Origin of the sequence: Thioalkalivibrio sp. ALE14, from assembly GCF_000376845.1 — a bacterium.
Lineage (GTDB): Bacteria > Pseudomonadota > Gammaproteobacteria > Ectothiorhodospirales > Ectothiorhodospiraceae > Thioalkalivibrio.
Map to the genome: position 1 here is coordinate 21401 of NZ_AQXY01000018.1, position 13530 is coordinate 34930.

Below are 13530 nucleotides of genomic sequence, written 5' to 3' on the forward strand. Positions count from 1 at the left end.
GTGGTCTAGACGTTGAACATGGCACGGAGTTCCGCCAGGTCCCCGGCGCGTTCCTCGAGGAACGCGATCGGTTCGCCCGGGGGCGGCGGGTCGATCCCGAGGACGTCGAAGGCAGCGACATCGGCCGCATCGGGCACGGTCTCGCCTTCGGCGCGGCGTGCGGCCCATTCCCCCACGAGGGCGATGCTGGCGTAATCCGGCTCGCCGGCGCGATAGCCCCAGTCACCGGCGTGCTCGGCGACGGTGACCAGGTCACTTCCGAGGTCCCAGTAGTTGATGACCAGGACGCCGGCGAGGTTGCCCAGGCGCCGGACCAGCGACTGGACGCGTTCGGTGTCGGGGTGATCCTCGCGCAGCTCCGCGAACTGGATGATCGGGACCGCGCCGATGCCCGCGACCAGTCCGGCCAGCAGGGCCCGTTCGCGGTCCAGCTGCTTCAGCGAGTCCGCGATCAGGTAGCTGTAGGCGGACTGCAGGGCGCCATGTTTCCAGCTGGCCTCCATGGCGTCGCGAGTGGAGGCGTGCTTGGCCTTGAACGCCTGGCGCAGGGCCATGTTCATCGCCAGCATGCGGGTGTTGCGAAAGCCCAGGCGGTTGACCGCTTCGCGCACGGACTGGATCTGCTTGGCGGCGCGGAACAGTGGGCTGTTGGTGGCATGCAGCAGGGCGCCGGCAATGGTGCCGTCGCGTTGGATGACCTCGGTCAGCTTGTCCAGGTCCGCGTCCGGGTCGTTGGTCAGTTCCTGGATGCGCAGGGCGATCTCCGGCATGGTCGGCAGCTCCAGCCGGTTGCTGGTGATCAGGTCATAGAGTTCGGCGAAGAAGGCGCCCTCGGTATCGTCCAGATCGGTGTCGTGCACCACCAGCGAGGCGCTGTGGGCCTTTTCCAGCGCCGCTGTGGGGATCTCGAGCATCCGGCAGGCCTTCTCGGTAATCAGGAAGTCCTGCTGGCCGATGTTCTGGTCGAACATCTGCAGGGGGCTGTCGGGGTCGGCCGCATCCAGGGTGATACGGGCCGGAGCACCGCCGCTGACACGGACCAGCTGGCCACTCACCATGAACAGGTAGCGGTCCTCGACCTCCTGGGGGCGCAGGCGACGCCCGGCCTCCAACTCCCGAGCCTGGCAGGCCCCGGCCAGTTCGCGGCGGGCCTGCTCCGACAGACTGGAGGTCAGGTCCAGGTCCTGAAGCAGGGCGTCAATGCTGGTGCTATCCATGGGGCGGTTCCCGATCCGTGCTGTACCAATCCGTTCCCGCGCCGCTGCGCCGTGTGGCGGCCAGCGGGGGTTGCGCGCGGTCTACTCGACGGATGCCAGTGTAGCATCCGATCCGGTGACGGGAACCGGTGGCGTGGCCGCTTCGCGGCAGGTGAAGCGCGGCCGGTCGTCGTGGTCGATCAGGTCGTGGGATTGCAGGAAGCGGCGCGCGTCGGCGGCATCCTCGCGAAACCATGCGGTGGTGCTGCCCAGGCGGAAGCTGTAGCCCCAGGTGTCCATGTCCCGCATCAGCCGCTCGCGGCCGACGCCGGGCAGCTCGTCAGCCAGCAGGATCTGCAGGTAGCAGACACCGCATTCCTCGAGGTCGTCGCCCCCCGCGTTGGTGTGCAGGGTGGCGCGCCGCGCGGCGTCCATGCAGATGACGTGCCCGGCCTCGTGCAGGGCCGAGTGGATCGGCGTGTCGGGACGCACATGGATGTCCCGGCCGATGATGCCGGCCTCGGGCTCGCCCCACCAGGTGCCGGGCAGCGGGGCCTGTTCCGGGTGGGCCACCAGGCGCAGCCCGTAGCGCGCCAGCAGGTCCGCGAGGGCATCCCGCAGCCCGGGGTCGCCACAGCGCTGGATACCGGAGGCGTTCATGGTTCCTGTTGGCCGGGCAGGGCGGTGGTGCGTTTGCGGCTGCGTCGCGGGCACTCCTCGGGGTGTTCCCGGCACCAGGCGTCGACCCGCTCGGTGAGGTCGTCCTGAAAGCACAACAGGTAGAATCGGGCCTGTTCGCGGTTGGCGATGGCGGGGCGTCCCAGGGTGTCCACCACCCCGGTGCGCAGCGCCGCGATGATGGCATTGGCGGCCTTTTTCTGCGGCCAGGCGGTGATCTGCTCCCAGGCCTCGGGCGTGAAGTACAGCCGCAGGAGGTCCGGGCGGGTCGTCAGGAGCATGCGGGTTACGTTGCGCAGCGTCGTTTCGGCCTCGTCCCAGTCATGGACGAGCCCCCCTTCCAGCAGGCGCTCGATCTCCTCGCGGCCCTTGGGCGACAGCATGGGCAGGCGACGCGGACGCCTCAGGCGTCCGGGGCTTCCTCCGGCGTGAAGGCGCGGATGGACAGGGCGTGCACCTCGCCGGAGTCGATCTGGTCACGCACGGTGGCGTAGACGGTCTGGTGCTTCTTGACCGCGTTCATGCCGGCGAATTGCGGGCTCACGACCAGGGCCTCGAATTTGCCCTCGCCGCCGGTGACCTCGACCTTCTCGGCCTCCGGCAGGCCGGCGCGGATGAGTTCGGCCACTTGGCTGGCTTCCATAATGTATCCCCAGGTTGGTGCGAATGGACTCGCCGCGGATGATAGCCGGGCGCCTGGCTCGACAGAAGTGCCCCCACGCGGGGAACTCGTTCGCCGCGCAGGGCTCACACGGAAACACCTGCACGGAAAGTCGGGGTGGCTTGGGTTGGCCCGAGCCGTCTCGTTAGCGTAGAAGGCACTGCGCTACCATCATGTGATTAGCGTTTGGCATGATTACCGTTTGGCCCGCGGGCCCATGGAGGCGAAGGCAATGATCTTCAAGCAACTGTTCGAGGACGAGTCGTCCACCTACACCTATCTGCTGAGCTGCCCGGATACCGGGAAGACGGCCCTGATCGATCCGGTCATCGAGACCGTCGACCGCGACCTGCGCGTGCTGCAGGAGATGGGCCTGAGCCTCGACTACGTCATCGAGACCCATATCCACGCCGACCACATCACCGGTGCGCGGATGCTGCGCGAGAAGACCGGCTGCAAGCTGGGTGGGCCGGCGATGGACGAACTGCCCTGCCGCGACTTCGGTCTGCGCGAGGGCGAGCCCTTCCAGGTGGGCAACCTCGTCGTGAACCCTCTCTACACCCCGGGGCACACCGATGCGCACCACGCGTACCTGATGGACCACGTGGGCCTGAAGATGCTGTTCTCCGGCGACGCCCTGCTGATCGAGGCCTGCGGCCGCACCGACTTCCAGTCGGGGGATGCGAAGACCCTCTACCACTCGATCCAGGACAAGTTCTTCACCCTGCCGGACGAGACCCTGGTGTACCCCGCGCACGATTACGAGGAGCGCCAGATCACGACCATCGGTCAGGAGAAGATGCGCAACCCGCGCCTGGGCAAGGGCAAGCCGGAGGCGGAGTTCGTCAAGATCATGGACGAGATGGACCTGCCGTACCCGAAGAAGATCGACTGGGCCCTGCCCGGCAACGAGGGCTGCGGGATCTGCCCGGACAACCTGCCGGACGACAAGAAGCGCCTCTGCGAGACCGATCAGCAGGGCTAGTCCGCCGCTGCCCGGTGGCTCCGCCCGGAGCCACCGGGCCTGAATGTTCATCCGGTGGGCGGTTTTTCCCGTTCACCGGACCCCGTACACTCCCGCGATGACCGACCCCGCACCCGTCGACCCCCAGGGCCCGTTCGAGTCGCTTCGCCCGCTGGATCGCCTGCGGGCGATCATGGCGCGGCTGCGCGATCCCGAGTCCGGCTGCGCCTGGGACCGGGCACAGACTGCCGGGACCATCGTCCCGTTCACCCTGGAAGAGGCCTTCGAGCTGGCCGACGTGATCGCCCGCGATCAGGGCGAGCCGGCGGATACCCGGGAGCTGCGCGACGAACTTGGGGATCTGCTGTTCCAGGTGGTGTTCCAGGCGCGCATCGCCGAGGAAGCGGGTCGCTTCGACCTCGATGATGTTGCCCGGGCCATCGGTGACAAGCTGGTGCGCCGGCACCCGCACGTGTTCGCCGATGTCGAGCATGCCTCGGATGCGGCGCGCGAGGCGGCCTGGGAGGCGGAGAAGGCGAAGGAGCGTGCCGATCGCGCCCAGACCAGTGCCATGGACGACATCCCGCTGGCGCTGCCGGCGCTGGCGCGCGCGGTCAAGAGCCAGCGTCGCGCGGCCCGGCTCGGCTTCGACTGGGACGATCCGGCGCCGGTGGTCGACAAGATCCACGAGGAGCTGGCCGAGGTGCAGGCTGCCGTGGATGACGGCGAGCCGCCGGAGCGCATCGCCGAGGAGGTTGGCGACGTGCTGTTTGCCGTCAGCAACTGGGCGCGCCACCTGGGGGTGGACCCGGAGAGTGCGCTGCGCGGCAGTACCCGGAAGTTCGAGGCCCGCTTTCGGGACATGGAGGCCCTGGCGGCCGAGGGCGGGCAGGGGCTGGGTGAACTGGACTTCGATGCCCAGGAGGCCCTTTATCAGGAAGCCCGCCGCCGTGAGCGCGGTGGCCGCAAGGAAAACGAGACCAAGGATCCGACATGACCGATGCTGTCGAACTGCCCGACCACTTCCTGCCGGCCCGGATCGAGACGATCGAGCAGGTCACGCCGCTGATCAAGGTGTTCACCCTGGCGGCGGACCCGCAGCGCTTTACCAGCAAGGCGGGGCAGTGGCTGGACCTGGTGATCCCCCAGCCGGAAGGCAAGCCCTTCGTTGGCGGCTATTCGGTGGTCTCCGCGCCGCGCGCGGACGGCCGTCTGCAACTGGCCATCAAGTACGCCGACCACCACCATGCGACTCATTACCTGCACCGAGTCGCGCAGGAAGGCGACACCGTTTACATCACCCCGGGGCAGGGCAGCTTCTTTTTCGAGCCCGGCATGGCGAAGAACGTCGTGCTACTGGGCGCCGGGATCGGTGTGACGCCGCTGTTCGGCATTCTGCGCGCGATCCACGCCGACATGCCCGAGGTCTACGCGCATCTGGTGTACAGCGTGGCGCACCAGGACGAGGTGCTGTTCCCGCAGGAGCTTGCGGCCATGGCCGAGGCGCCGAATATCGATGTAAGCCTGACGGTGACCCGCGAGGCCGAGGACTGGCTGGGCCATACCGGGCGTATCAGCCATCGGTTGCTGGAGTCGCTCGATTTGCCGCGCGATGCGCTGTTCTACTTCTGTGGCTCGCGCGAGTTCATCGAGGACATGGCCACGCTGCTGGCGGAATGGGGCATCCCCGAGGCCCAGCTGAAATACGAGAAGTGGTGGTAGCGCGCAAGCGCCGCCCTGAATTCGTCATTGCGAGTCGCCGCAGGCGATGAAGCACAAAAGCAGCGAAGCTGCGTTGAACGGCCGCAGGCCGGCCCGAAGGGCGAGCGGAGCGAGTAATCCCCCAACGCTGGTAGTGCGTCGAGATCAGATGGCTTGCGGATGCCGATTGCTTCGTCCCGATGCTCCTCGCAATGACGGGACGGCTTACGGCCGGCGGGTGTCGCCCGGGCGCAGGGCGTTTTCGGGGGCGAGGATGGTCGGCTGGCCGTCCAGGGCCGGGTCGGTGTCCGGGTAGTCGCGGATGAAGTGCAGCCCGCGGCTTTCCTTGCGCGACAGGGCGCTCTTCACAATGATCTCGGCGACCATGGCCAGGTTGCGCAGCTCCAGCAGGTCCGGGGAGATGCGGAAGTGGCTGTAATACTCGTGGATCTCTTCCTGCAGGATGCGGATGCGTCGCTCGGCGCGGTGCAGGCGTTCGCGAGCGCGCACGATGCCCACGTAGTCCCACATCAGCCGGCGCAGCTCGTCCCAGTCGTGGGCGACCACCACCTCTTCCTGTGATTCGGTGACCCGCGATTCGTCCCAGGCCGGCGGTACCGGCAGCTGCTCGGGGGCGGGCAGATCGGTCTGCGAAAGGATGTGATCGGCGGCGGCGCGGGCGTAGACCAGGCACTCCAGAAGCGAGTTGCTGGCCATGCGGTTGGCCCCGTGCAGGCCGGTGTAGGAGACCTCGCCGGCGGCGTAGAGACCCGGCAGATCGGTCTGGCCGAAGTGGTTCACCATGACGCCGCCACAGGTGTAGTGCGCGGCCGGAACCACCGGCAGCGGTTCCCGGGTCATGTCGAAGCCGTACTCCAGGCAGCGCTCGTAAATCGTGGGGAAGTGCTCGCGGATGAACTCGGCCGGCTTGTGGCTGATGTCGAGGTTTACGTGGTCGATGCCGAGGCGCTTCATCTCGTGGTCGACCGCGCGGGCCACGATGTCGCGCGGGGCCAGTTCGGCGCGCTCGTCGAAACGCGGCATGAAGCGCTCGCCGTCAGGCAGGAGCAGCACCCCGCCTTCGCCGCGCACTGCCTCGGAGATCAGGAACGACTTCGCCTTCGGGTGGAACAGGCAGGTCGGGTGGAACTGCATGAACTCCATGTTCGCGATGCGGCAGCCGGCGCGCCAGGCCATGGCGATGCCGTCGCCGGTGGAGCCGTCCGGGTTGGAACTATAAAGGTAGACCTTGCTGGCGCCGCCGGTGGCGAGGATCACGGTGGGGGCGAGGATGGTCTCCACCTCGCGGGTCCTGGCGTCCTGTACGTAGGCCCCGACCACGCGGCGGGTGCCGTCCACCGGCTGGGTGATCAGGTCCACGGCGACGTGGCGTTCAAAGACCTCGATGCTGCCCTGGCCCGAGGCGTTACGTACCAGTGCCTCCTCGATCGCGCGGCCGGTGGCATCGGCGGCGTGCGCGACCCGGCGTGCGCTGTGCCCACCCTCGCGGGTCAAATGCAGGCGGCTGCGGCCCTCCAGGGGCTCGCGGGTGAAGGGGACGCCCAGGTTGAGCAGCCAGTGGATCGCTTCGGGGCCGGCCGCGACGGCGCGGCGCACGGCATCCGGGTCGCACAGGCCGGCGCCGGCATCGAGGGTGTCCTGGATGTGGGCGTCGAAGGAGTCGGTGCGGTCGAGGACAGCCGAGATACCGCCCTGGGCGTAGCGGGTGGAGCCCTCGTCCACCGGGCCCTTGCTGATTACGGTGACGCGGCGATGCGGGGCCAGGTGCAGGGCTGCGGAGAGCCCCGCCGCGCCGCTTCCGATCACGAGGACGTCCGCCAGGCGCGGTTGTTGTACTGTCCCCATGGGTCAGGTAACGTGCTGCGCTTGTTGCCAGAGCAAAATGTGGCCCTTGCGCAACACTGTTGTGCGCAAAGCGAACTTAATGCGAGTCAGGCGGTCCATGCACCATAGATTACCGGAGACCGGTGGGCTGGCGGGAGTCCCCGCATGAGCGAGAAGGCTTCCGACGAGGCCCTGGTCAAGCGAGTTCAGAAGGGCGACAAGGCGGCTTTCGACATTCTGGTGCTGAAGTATCAGCACAAGATCGTCAATCTGGTCGGGCGCTACGTCCACGACCACGCGGCGGCCCTGGACGTGTCCCAGGAGGCCTTTATCAAGGCCTACAAGGGGCTGGCGAACTTTCGCGGCGAGAGTGCGTTCTATACGTGGCTCTACCGCATCGCCATCAACACGGCCAAGAACCATCTTGTCTCCCAGGGACGACGTCGGCCCGAGGCCGAGGTTGATGCGCAGGACGCGGAACAGATGGGCGGCGACTCCGCCCTGAAGGACAGTGCAACCCCGGAGGGGGAGCTGTTGTCCGAAGAGATTGAAGGGGCGGTGCGAAGCACCATCGAGGAACTGCCCGACGACCTTCGGATGGCCATCACGCTGCGCGAGATCGAGGGACTGAGTTACGAGGAGATCGCGCAGACGATGGGATGCCCGATCGGCACGGTCCGGTCGCGTATCTTCCGGGCCCGCGAGGCCATCGACCGGACCCTGCGTCCGTTGTTAGACAACAACTGAATGAGTAGCGCCATGAAAGAACAAGTCTCCAAGAGCGAACGTCTGTCGGCCCTGGTGGACGGAGAAACGGATGACTTCGAGACGCGTCGCCTGATGGATGAACTGGTGAAGTCCGAAGAAGACCGCGCCCAGTGGGAGCGCTATCACCTGATCGGCGACAGTCTGCGTGGCGGGCTGCATCGTACCGCGCCCGCGAATTTCATGGACGGCCTTCACGCGGCCCTGGCGGACGAGGCACCGCTGTCGGTCGCCCGCAAGCCGGATCATCCGCGCTGGCTGAAGCCGGTGGCCGGGACCGGCGTGGCCGCCGCAGTGGCCATGGTCACCCTGGTCGGGATGCAGATGATCGGTCCCGACACGGGTGCCCCGGAGGCGACGCCAGTCGCCAGCGAGACCACCCCGGCACAGGTAGCGGACGGCGTCCAGCGCGTCAGCACCACGGGGGGCGAGACGCCGGCCGCCGAGCGGGAAGGGCTGGATCCACGCTTTGCCCGTTATCTCGAAAACCATGCGGAACTGACCGGGCCGGGCTCCACCGCCCTGGGACGCGTTCGCTATTCGGTGAGTGACGAGTAACGCGTGATGCGCCGCGGCCTGCCGTACGCCCTGGTTGCCGCCACTGCGCTCTGCTGCCTGCCGTTGCCGGCCCTGGCGGGGGATTCGTCCCCCGCCGACTGGCTGCAGCGCATGACCGGCAGCCTGCATTCGGAGAGCTACCAAGGGACCTTTGTGCTCCAGCGCGATGACCGGCTGGACGCGATCCGCGTGGTGCACGCCGCCGAAAACGGCGGCTACCGCGAACGCCTGGAGACCCTGACCGGTGCCCCGCGCGAGATCCTGCGCTCGGTCGACCGTCTGAGCGCCCTGAAGGGCGCGCGGGCGGCCGCTGGCGAGGCGCCGCACTGGCCGGCGGGTGCTCCGGTGTTTCTGCTCGAGCGCCATGATCACTATGAGCTCATGGACATGGGCGTGGACCGCGTCGCGGGCCTCGATTGCCGCATGATCCTTGCGCGGGCCCGGGATACCCTGCGCTACAGTCACCGCTACTGCCTGCACGCCACGACCGCGCTGCCCCTCCTTAGCGAGCTGTACGACGGGCATGGGAAGTTGCTCGAGCGCCTGGCCTTTACTGCTCTGGAACACCTGGACGAGGTCGCGGACGCGGCGCTCGAGCCCACTCGCGAGGACGCCGAGCATGTCGAGGTACGCGCCGATCATGGCCACAAAAAGCCGGAGTGGGACGAGCAGACCGGCATGGATGGCTGGAGCTTCGGGGATCTCCCGGAAGGCTTTACCGCAATCGCGGTGACCGAACGCCAGGTCGGGGATGACCAGGCGCGCCTGCGCCACTTTGTGCTGAGCGACGGTCTCGCCTCGGTCTCCGTGTACATCGAAAAGACCAGCGGCGAGCAGATGTTCGAGGGCACCACCCGCGCCGGTGCCACGCACGGCGCCGCGCGCTCGATCGCCGGGCATCAGGTCACCGCGGTGGGGGATGTCCCGCGCGCCACGGTACAGGGTGTGCTGGATGCGGTGGTGCATCATCCCGGTGACTGACCCGTACGTGGGGTGCCGACATGAGTGAATGGATCCGCGAACAGGGCACCGTGCTCTCGGTGGAGGGCTACGCGGCACGTGTGCGCATCGAGCGACAGTCCACCTGCGGCAGCTGTTCCGCCCGCACTGGCTGCGGCAGCGGGGTGCTTTCCGAGGTCCTGGGACGCAAGGCGGTGGAGGTGTCCATCGGTCATCCCGGGACGCTCCAGCCGGGCGATACTGTGACCCTGGGCATCCGTGACCAGGCCCTGGTATCGGGGGCGCTGGCGATGTACCTGCTCCCGCTGGCCGGCCTGGTGGCCGCGCCAGCCCTGCTGATGTGGGGTGCGCCCAGTCTGGGCGAGGGCCTGCACCTGCTGGCCGGTGCCGCCGGCTTTGCCGCGGGCCTTTTCGGGGTGCGTGTCTGGCTGCGCCGACGCGCCCCGGATCTGGCACCGGTACTGCTGGAGCGTCACCCGGCCGCGGGAACGCACACCCCTTCCGCGTCCGTGATCACGCCACGGACCTGACCGGTTGCCCTGCCTGCGGGAACTTGTGGGCGGGCCCGGGTTTCTAGAGCGATGAACCTACGACTTCCCAATGCGGGTTAGATGATGATGAAACCGATGCAATGGGCACTGGTGGCCCTGACCTTCCTGGCGCTGTCGTTGCCGGCTTCGGCACGCATGCTGCCGGACTTTGTGCCGCTGGCGGAGGAACACAGCCCGGCGGTGGTGAATATCGCCACGACCCGCGAGCGCGAGAATCCGCATCGCAGCCAGATGCCGGATTTCGAGGGCTCGCCCTTCGAGGACCTGTTCGAGCGCTTTTTCGGCGGGCCGGGCGGTGAGGGCCGGCGCGGACCGGAGAGCTTCGAGCGCAACTCCCTGGGTTCCGGCTTCATCTACACCGAGGACGGCTACATCATCACCGCGAACCACGTGGTGGATGGGGCCTCCGAGGTCGTGGTGCACCTGTCCGACCGCCGTGTGTTCGACGCCGAGATCGTCGGCAAGGACCCGCAAAGCGACGTCGCCCTGCTGAAGATCGACGCCGAGAACCTGCCGACCCTGAAGCTGGGCTCCTCGTCCGACCTGAAGGTCGGCGAGTGGGTGCTGGCGATCGGTTCGCCATTCGGCTTTGATCACTCGGTCACGGCCGGGATCGTGAGTGCCAAGGGGCGCAGCCTGCCGACCGAGAACTATGTCCCCTTTATCCAGACCGACGTGGCGATCAACCCGGGCAACTCGGGCGGACCGTTGCTGAACCTCGATGGCGAGGTGATCGGGATCAACGCCCAGATCTACAGCCGCACGGGCGGCTTCATGGGGTTGTCCTTCGCCGTGCCCATCGAGATGGTGGAAGACGTGGTGGAGCAGCTGCGCGAACACGGCGAGGTGACACGCGGCTGGCTGGGCGTGCTGATCCAGGAAGTCACGCGCGAGCTGGCCGACTCCTTTGGCATGGACAAGCCCGCGGGTGCGCTGGTGGCACGCGTGCAGGCCAACAGCCCGGCGCAGAAGGCCGGGTTCGAGACCGGTGACGTGATCCTGTCGTTCAACGGGATCGAGGTGCCCAACTCCTCCGCTCTGCCGCCGATTGTTGGACGCACGCCGGTGGGCACCGAGGCTGAGGTCGAGGTGCGCCGGGGTGACGAGACCCGCACCATCACAGTCGAGATCGAACGCCTCCCGGACGACATCTCCGCCCAGCGTGGCGGCCCGCAGCGGCAGGCACCGGAGCAGGCCGAGCCGCAAAGCCTGCTGGGGATGATTCTGGAACCGCTGGATCCCGAACGCGCCGCGGAACTGGACGTGGATGCCGGGCTGGTGGTGCAGGATGTCGTCGACAACCCCGCGCGCTCGGCCGGGGTGCGTGCCGGCGATGTGATCGTGCAGTTTGGCGGTCACGCGGTTGATTCGGTGGATACGCTGGAGCAGCTGATCGCCGAGGTCGGCGAGCGGCGCACGGTGCCGGTGCTGGTGTACCGCGGCGACAATCCGACCTACATCGCCCTGCGCGTCCCGCGGGACTGAATCCGCCACCGGGGGCGCCCCCCGGGGCTGCCATGGAGAAGGGAGGGCTGTCGGCCGGGCCGGCAGCCCTCCCGATTGTTTGTGGATGACCGAACTGACGCTTTATCACCGCGAGAGCTGCGGTCTCTGCCATGACATGCTGGCCGAGATCATGGCCCTCAAAAGCCGTTATACTTTCGCGCTTACGGTCGTCGACATCGACGAGGACCCGGAGCTGCAGGCGCGTTTCAACGTCAAGGTCCCGGTGCTTGCGGTCGACGGCGACATTCTCTGCTGCCATTTCCTCGACCGAAAGGCACTGCTGGACCAACTGGCCCCTGCATGACCGAAACCCGCCTTACCCGCAATTTCTCCATCATCGCGCACATCGATCACGGCAAGTCGACGCTGGCGGACCGCCTGATCCAGGGCTGCCACGGCCTGACCGAGCGCGAGATGTCGGAGCAGGTGCTCGACTCGATGGACCTGGAGCGCGAGCGCGGCATCACCATCAAGGCGCAGAGCGTGTCGCTGTACTACCACGCCCAGGACGGTGAGCGCTATCAGCTGAATCTCATCGACACCCCGGGGCATGTGGACTTCTCCTACGAGGTCTCGCGCTCGCTGTACGCCTGCGAGGGGGCGCTGCTGGTGGTGGATGCCTCGCAGGGCGTCGAGGCGCAGAGTGTCGCCAACTGCTACACCGCGATCGACCAGGGCCTGGAGGTCGTCCCGGTACTCAACAAGATCGACCTGCCGGCCGCCGAGCCCGACCGGGTCGCCGCCGAGATCGAGGATGTGATCGGCATCGAGGCGACCGACGCGCTGCGCGTGTCCGCCAAGACCGGCGAGGGCATCGCCGAGCTGCTGGAGGAGATCGTGCGTCGCATCCCGCCGCCGGAGGGCGATGCCGAGGCCGCGCCCAAGGCGCTGGTGATCGACTCCTGGTACGACAACTACCTGGGCGTGGTTGCGCTGGTGCGGGTCAAGGCCGGGCGCTTCCGTGCCGGGCAGAAGATCAAGGCGATGTCGGTGGGGCGCGCCCACGAGGTCAGCCGCGTCGGCGTGTTTACGCCCAAGCCGGTGGACCGGCAGACGCTCGAGGTGGGCGATGTCGGCTACCTGATTGCGACCATCAAGGACATCTCCGGGGCCAAGGTCGGTGACACGTTTACCGATTTCAACAACCCGGCCGACGAGCCGGTACCGGGCTTCCAGGAGATCCAGCCACGGGTGTTCGCCGGGCTGTTCCCGGTCAGCGCGGATGACTTCAACGACCTGCGCGAGGCGCTGGACAAGCTGCGCCTGAACGACGCAGCGCTGTCGTTCGAGCCGGAGACCTCGCAGGCGCTGGGCTTCGGCTTCCGCTGCGGCTTCCTCGGCATGCTGCACATGGAGATCGTGCAGGAACGCCTGGAACGGGAATACGACCTGGACCTGATTACCACGGCGCCCACCGTGGTCTACGAGGTCGAGCGCAACGACGGTGAAGTGATCACGGTCCACAATCCGTCCGAACTGCCGGCCAACAACGAGGTCGCGGAGATCCGCGAGCCGATCATCGAGGCGAACATCCTGGTCCCGCAGGAGTACGTGGGGGCGGTGATCACCCTGTGCGTGGAGAAGCGCGGGGTGCAGACGAAGATGCAGTACCTCGGCCGCCAGGTGCAGTTGTCCTACGAGTTGCCGATGTCGGAGGTGATGCTCGATTTCTTCGACCGGTTGAAGTCCGCCACACGCGGCTACGCCTCGTTCGACTATCAGCCCCTGCGCTTCCAGGCGGCCCCGCTGGTGCGCGTGGATATTCTGATCAACGGCGACCGCGTGGATTCACTCTCGGCGATCGTGCATCGCGATCATGCCGAGTCGCGCGGGCGCGAGATCATCGAGCGCATGGCCAAGATTATCCCGCGCCAGATGTACGAGGTCGCGATCCAGGCGGCGATCGGTTCCAAGATCATCGCCCGCGCCACGGTCAAGGCGATGCGCAAGAACGTGCTGGCCAAGTGCTATGGCGGTGACGTGACCCGCAAGCGCAAGCTGCTGGAGAAGCAGAAGGCCGGCAAGAAGCGCATGAAATCGATCGGCAAGGTGGATGTGCCGCAGGAGGCCTTCCTGGCGGTGCTGTCGGTGGACGACGACAAGAAATGACAATCAGGCCCGGGGCCCGGACGGGGCGCCGGGCAA

Annotated in this window: 15 protein-coding genes; 10 read left to right on the forward strand and 5 right to left on the reverse strand. The window is 67.3% G+C overall.

The window, feature by feature from the left end; genetic code table 11:
- Positions 1–5: 5 nt before the first annotated feature.
- The 4 genes from F572_RS0101870 to F572_RS0101885 all read right to left on the reverse strand — a co-directional run bounded on the left by F572_RS0101870 (position 6) and on the right by F572_RS0101885 (position 2517).
- Positions 6–1217, reverse strand: coding sequence for an HDOD domain-containing protein (locus tag F572_RS0101870; RefSeq protein ID WP_017940945.1), 1212 nt, complete (start codon positions 1215–1217; stop codon positions 6–8).
- An 81-nt stretch (positions 1218–1298) separates the two neighbouring features.
- The gene (locus F572_RS0101875; RefSeq protein ID WP_017940946.1) at positions 1299–1856 is read right to left on the reverse strand and encodes a hypothetical protein; all 558 of its coding nucleotides are present in this window, start codon (positions 1854–1856) and stop codon (positions 1299–1301) included.
- Positions 1853–2257, reverse strand: a complete 405-nt coding sequence (locus F572_RS0101880; protein ID WP_017940947.1) for a hypothetical protein — start codon at positions 2255–2257, stop codon at positions 1853–1855. Before F572_RS0101880 ends, F572_RS0101875 begins: the two co-directional genes overlap by 4 nt.
- Positions 2258–2277: 20 nt before the next feature.
- Positions 2278–2517, reverse strand: a complete 240-nt coding sequence (locus tag F572_RS0101885; RefSeq protein ID WP_017940948.1) for a BolA family protein — start codon at positions 2515–2517, stop codon at positions 2278–2280.
- A gap of 250 nt (positions 2518–2767) precedes the next feature.
- Here F572_RS0101885 and F572_RS0101890 point away from each other — a divergent pair, with 250 nt between their 5' ends.
- From F572_RS0101890 to F572_RS0101900, 3 genes are read left to right on the forward strand one after another with little or no spacing between them, the layout of a single operon-like run.
- Complete coding sequence (locus F572_RS0101890) at positions 2768–3520, forward strand: MBL fold metallo-hydrolase (RefSeq protein ID WP_018158334.1); 753 nt, start codon at positions 2768–2770, stop codon at positions 3518–3520.
- 43 nt (positions 3521–3563) lie between these two features.
- Positions 3564–4496, forward strand: coding sequence for a nucleoside triphosphate pyrophosphohydrolase (mazG, locus tag F572_RS0101895; protein ID WP_026142911.1), 933 nt, complete (start codon positions 3564–3566; stop codon positions 4494–4496).
- Positions 4493–5221, forward strand: a complete 729-nt coding sequence (locus tag F572_RS0101900) for a ferredoxin--NADP reductase (protein WP_017940951.1) — start codon at positions 4493–4495, stop codon at positions 5219–5221. The genes mazG and F572_RS0101900 overlap by 4 nt, the downstream gene beginning before the upstream one ends.
- A 204-nt stretch (positions 5222–5425) precedes the next feature.
- Here the strand turns inward: F572_RS0101900 and nadB are convergent, their stop codons facing one another.
- Positions 5426–7066 carry an L-aspartate oxidase gene (nadB, locus tag F572_RS0101905; protein ID WP_017940952.1) on the reverse strand — a complete coding sequence of 547 codons (1641 nt, stop codon included), beginning with the start codon at positions 7064–7066 and terminating at the stop codon, positions 5426–5428.
- Between the two features lie 144 nt (positions 7067–7210).
- Between nadB and rpoE the strand changes: the two genes are divergently transcribed.
- From rpoE to lepA, 7 genes are all read left to right on the forward strand, one after another.
- The gene (gene rpoE, locus F572_RS0101910) at positions 7211–7792 is read left to right on the forward strand and encodes an RNA polymerase sigma factor RpoE (protein WP_017940953.1); all 582 of its coding nucleotides are present in this window, start codon (positions 7211–7213) and stop codon (positions 7790–7792) included.
- Between the two features lie 12 nt (positions 7793–7804).
- A complete protein-coding gene (locus F572_RS0101915) occupies positions 7805–8368 on the forward strand; it encodes a sigma-E factor negative regulatory protein (RefSeq protein WP_017940954.1) in 564 nt (187 codons plus the stop codon).
- A gap of 6 nt (positions 8369–8374) precedes the next feature.
- Entirely contained in the window at positions 8375–9349 is a 975-nt protein-coding gene (locus F572_RS0101920) for a MucB/RseB C-terminal domain-containing protein (RefSeq protein ID WP_017940955.1), read from the forward strand.
- A 20-nt stretch (positions 9350–9369) separates the two neighbouring features.
- Positions 9370–9858 carry a SoxR reducing system RseC family protein gene (locus F572_RS0101925; RefSeq protein WP_017940956.1) on the forward strand — a complete coding sequence of 163 codons (489 nt, stop codon included), beginning with the start codon at positions 9370–9372 and terminating at the stop codon, positions 9856–9858.
- Between the two features lie 81 nt (positions 9859–9939).
- Entirely contained in the window at positions 9940–11364 is a 1425-nt protein-coding gene (locus F572_RS0101930; protein WP_017940957.1) for a DegQ family serine endoprotease, read from the forward strand.
- An 85-nt stretch (positions 11365–11449) separates the two neighbouring features.
- A complete protein-coding gene (locus tag F572_RS0101935; protein WP_017940958.1) occupies positions 11450–11689 on the forward strand; it encodes a glutaredoxin family protein in 240 nt (79 codons plus the stop codon).
- Positions 11686–13494, forward strand: a complete 1809-nt coding sequence (gene lepA / locus F572_RS0101940) for a translation elongation factor 4 (protein ID WP_017940959.1) — start codon at positions 11686–11688, stop codon at positions 13492–13494. The genes F572_RS0101935 and lepA overlap by 4 nt, the downstream gene beginning before the upstream one ends.
- Positions 13495–13530 lie beyond the last annotated feature (36 nt).

What these genes read in the sequence shown, in the direction of transcription:
- F572_RS0101870 (WP_017940945.1), bottom strand. Translation starts at nt 1,217, where the DNA reads ATGGATAGCACCAGCATTGACGCCCTGCTTCAGGACCTGGACCTGACC.
- mazG (WP_026142911.1), top strand. Translation starts at nt 3,564, where the DNA reads ATGTTCATCCGGTGGGCGGTTTTTCCCGTTCACCGGACCCCGTACACT.
- F572_RS0101930 (WP_017940957.1), top strand. Translation starts at nt 9,940, where the DNA reads ATGATGATGAAACCGATGCAATGGGCACTGGTGGCCCTGACCTTCCTG.
- F572_RS0101880 (WP_017940947.1), bottom strand. Translation starts at nt 2,257, where the DNA reads ATGCTGTCGCCCAAGGGCCGCGAGGAGATCGAGCGCCTGCTGGAAGGG.
- rpoE (WP_017940953.1), top strand. Translation starts at nt 7,211, where the DNA reads ATGAGCGAGAAGGCTTCCGACGAGGCCCTGGTCAAGCGAGTTCAGAAG.
- F572_RS0101925 (WP_017940956.1), top strand. Translation starts at nt 9,370, where the DNA reads ATGAGTGAATGGATCCGCGAACAGGGCACCGTGCTCTCGGTGGAGGGC.
- F572_RS0101920 (WP_017940955.1), top strand. Translation starts at nt 8,375, where the DNA reads ATGCGCCGCGGCCTGCCGTACGCCCTGGTTGCCGCCACTGCGCTCTGC.
- nadB (WP_017940952.1), bottom strand. Translation starts at nt 7,066, where the DNA reads ATGGGGACAGTACAACAACCGCGCCTGGCGGACGTCCTCGTGATCGGA.
- F572_RS0101900 (WP_017940951.1), top strand. Translation starts at nt 4,493, where the DNA reads ATGACCGATGCTGTCGAACTGCCCGACCACTTCCTGCCGGCCCGGATC.
- F572_RS0101890 (WP_018158334.1), top strand. Translation starts at nt 2,768, where the DNA reads ATGATCTTCAAGCAACTGTTCGAGGACGAGTCGTCCACCTACACCTAT.
- F572_RS0101885 (WP_017940948.1), bottom strand. Translation starts at nt 2,517, where the DNA reads ATGGAAGCCAGCCAAGTGGCCGAACTCATCCGCGCCGGCCTGCCGGAG.
- lepA (WP_017940959.1), top strand. Translation starts at nt 11,686, where the DNA reads ATGACCGAAACCCGCCTTACCCGCAATTTCTCCATCATCGCGCACATC.
- F572_RS0101875 (WP_017940946.1), bottom strand. Translation starts at nt 1,856, where the DNA reads ATGAACGCCTCCGGTATCCAGCGCTGTGGCGACCCCGGGCTGCGGGAT.
- F572_RS0101915 (WP_017940954.1), top strand. Translation starts at nt 7,805, where the DNA reads ATGAAAGAACAAGTCTCCAAGAGCGAACGTCTGTCGGCCCTGGTGGAC.
- F572_RS0101935 (WP_017940958.1), top strand. Translation starts at nt 11,450, where the DNA reads ATGACCGAACTGACGCTTTATCACCGCGAGAGCTGCGGTCTCTGCCAT.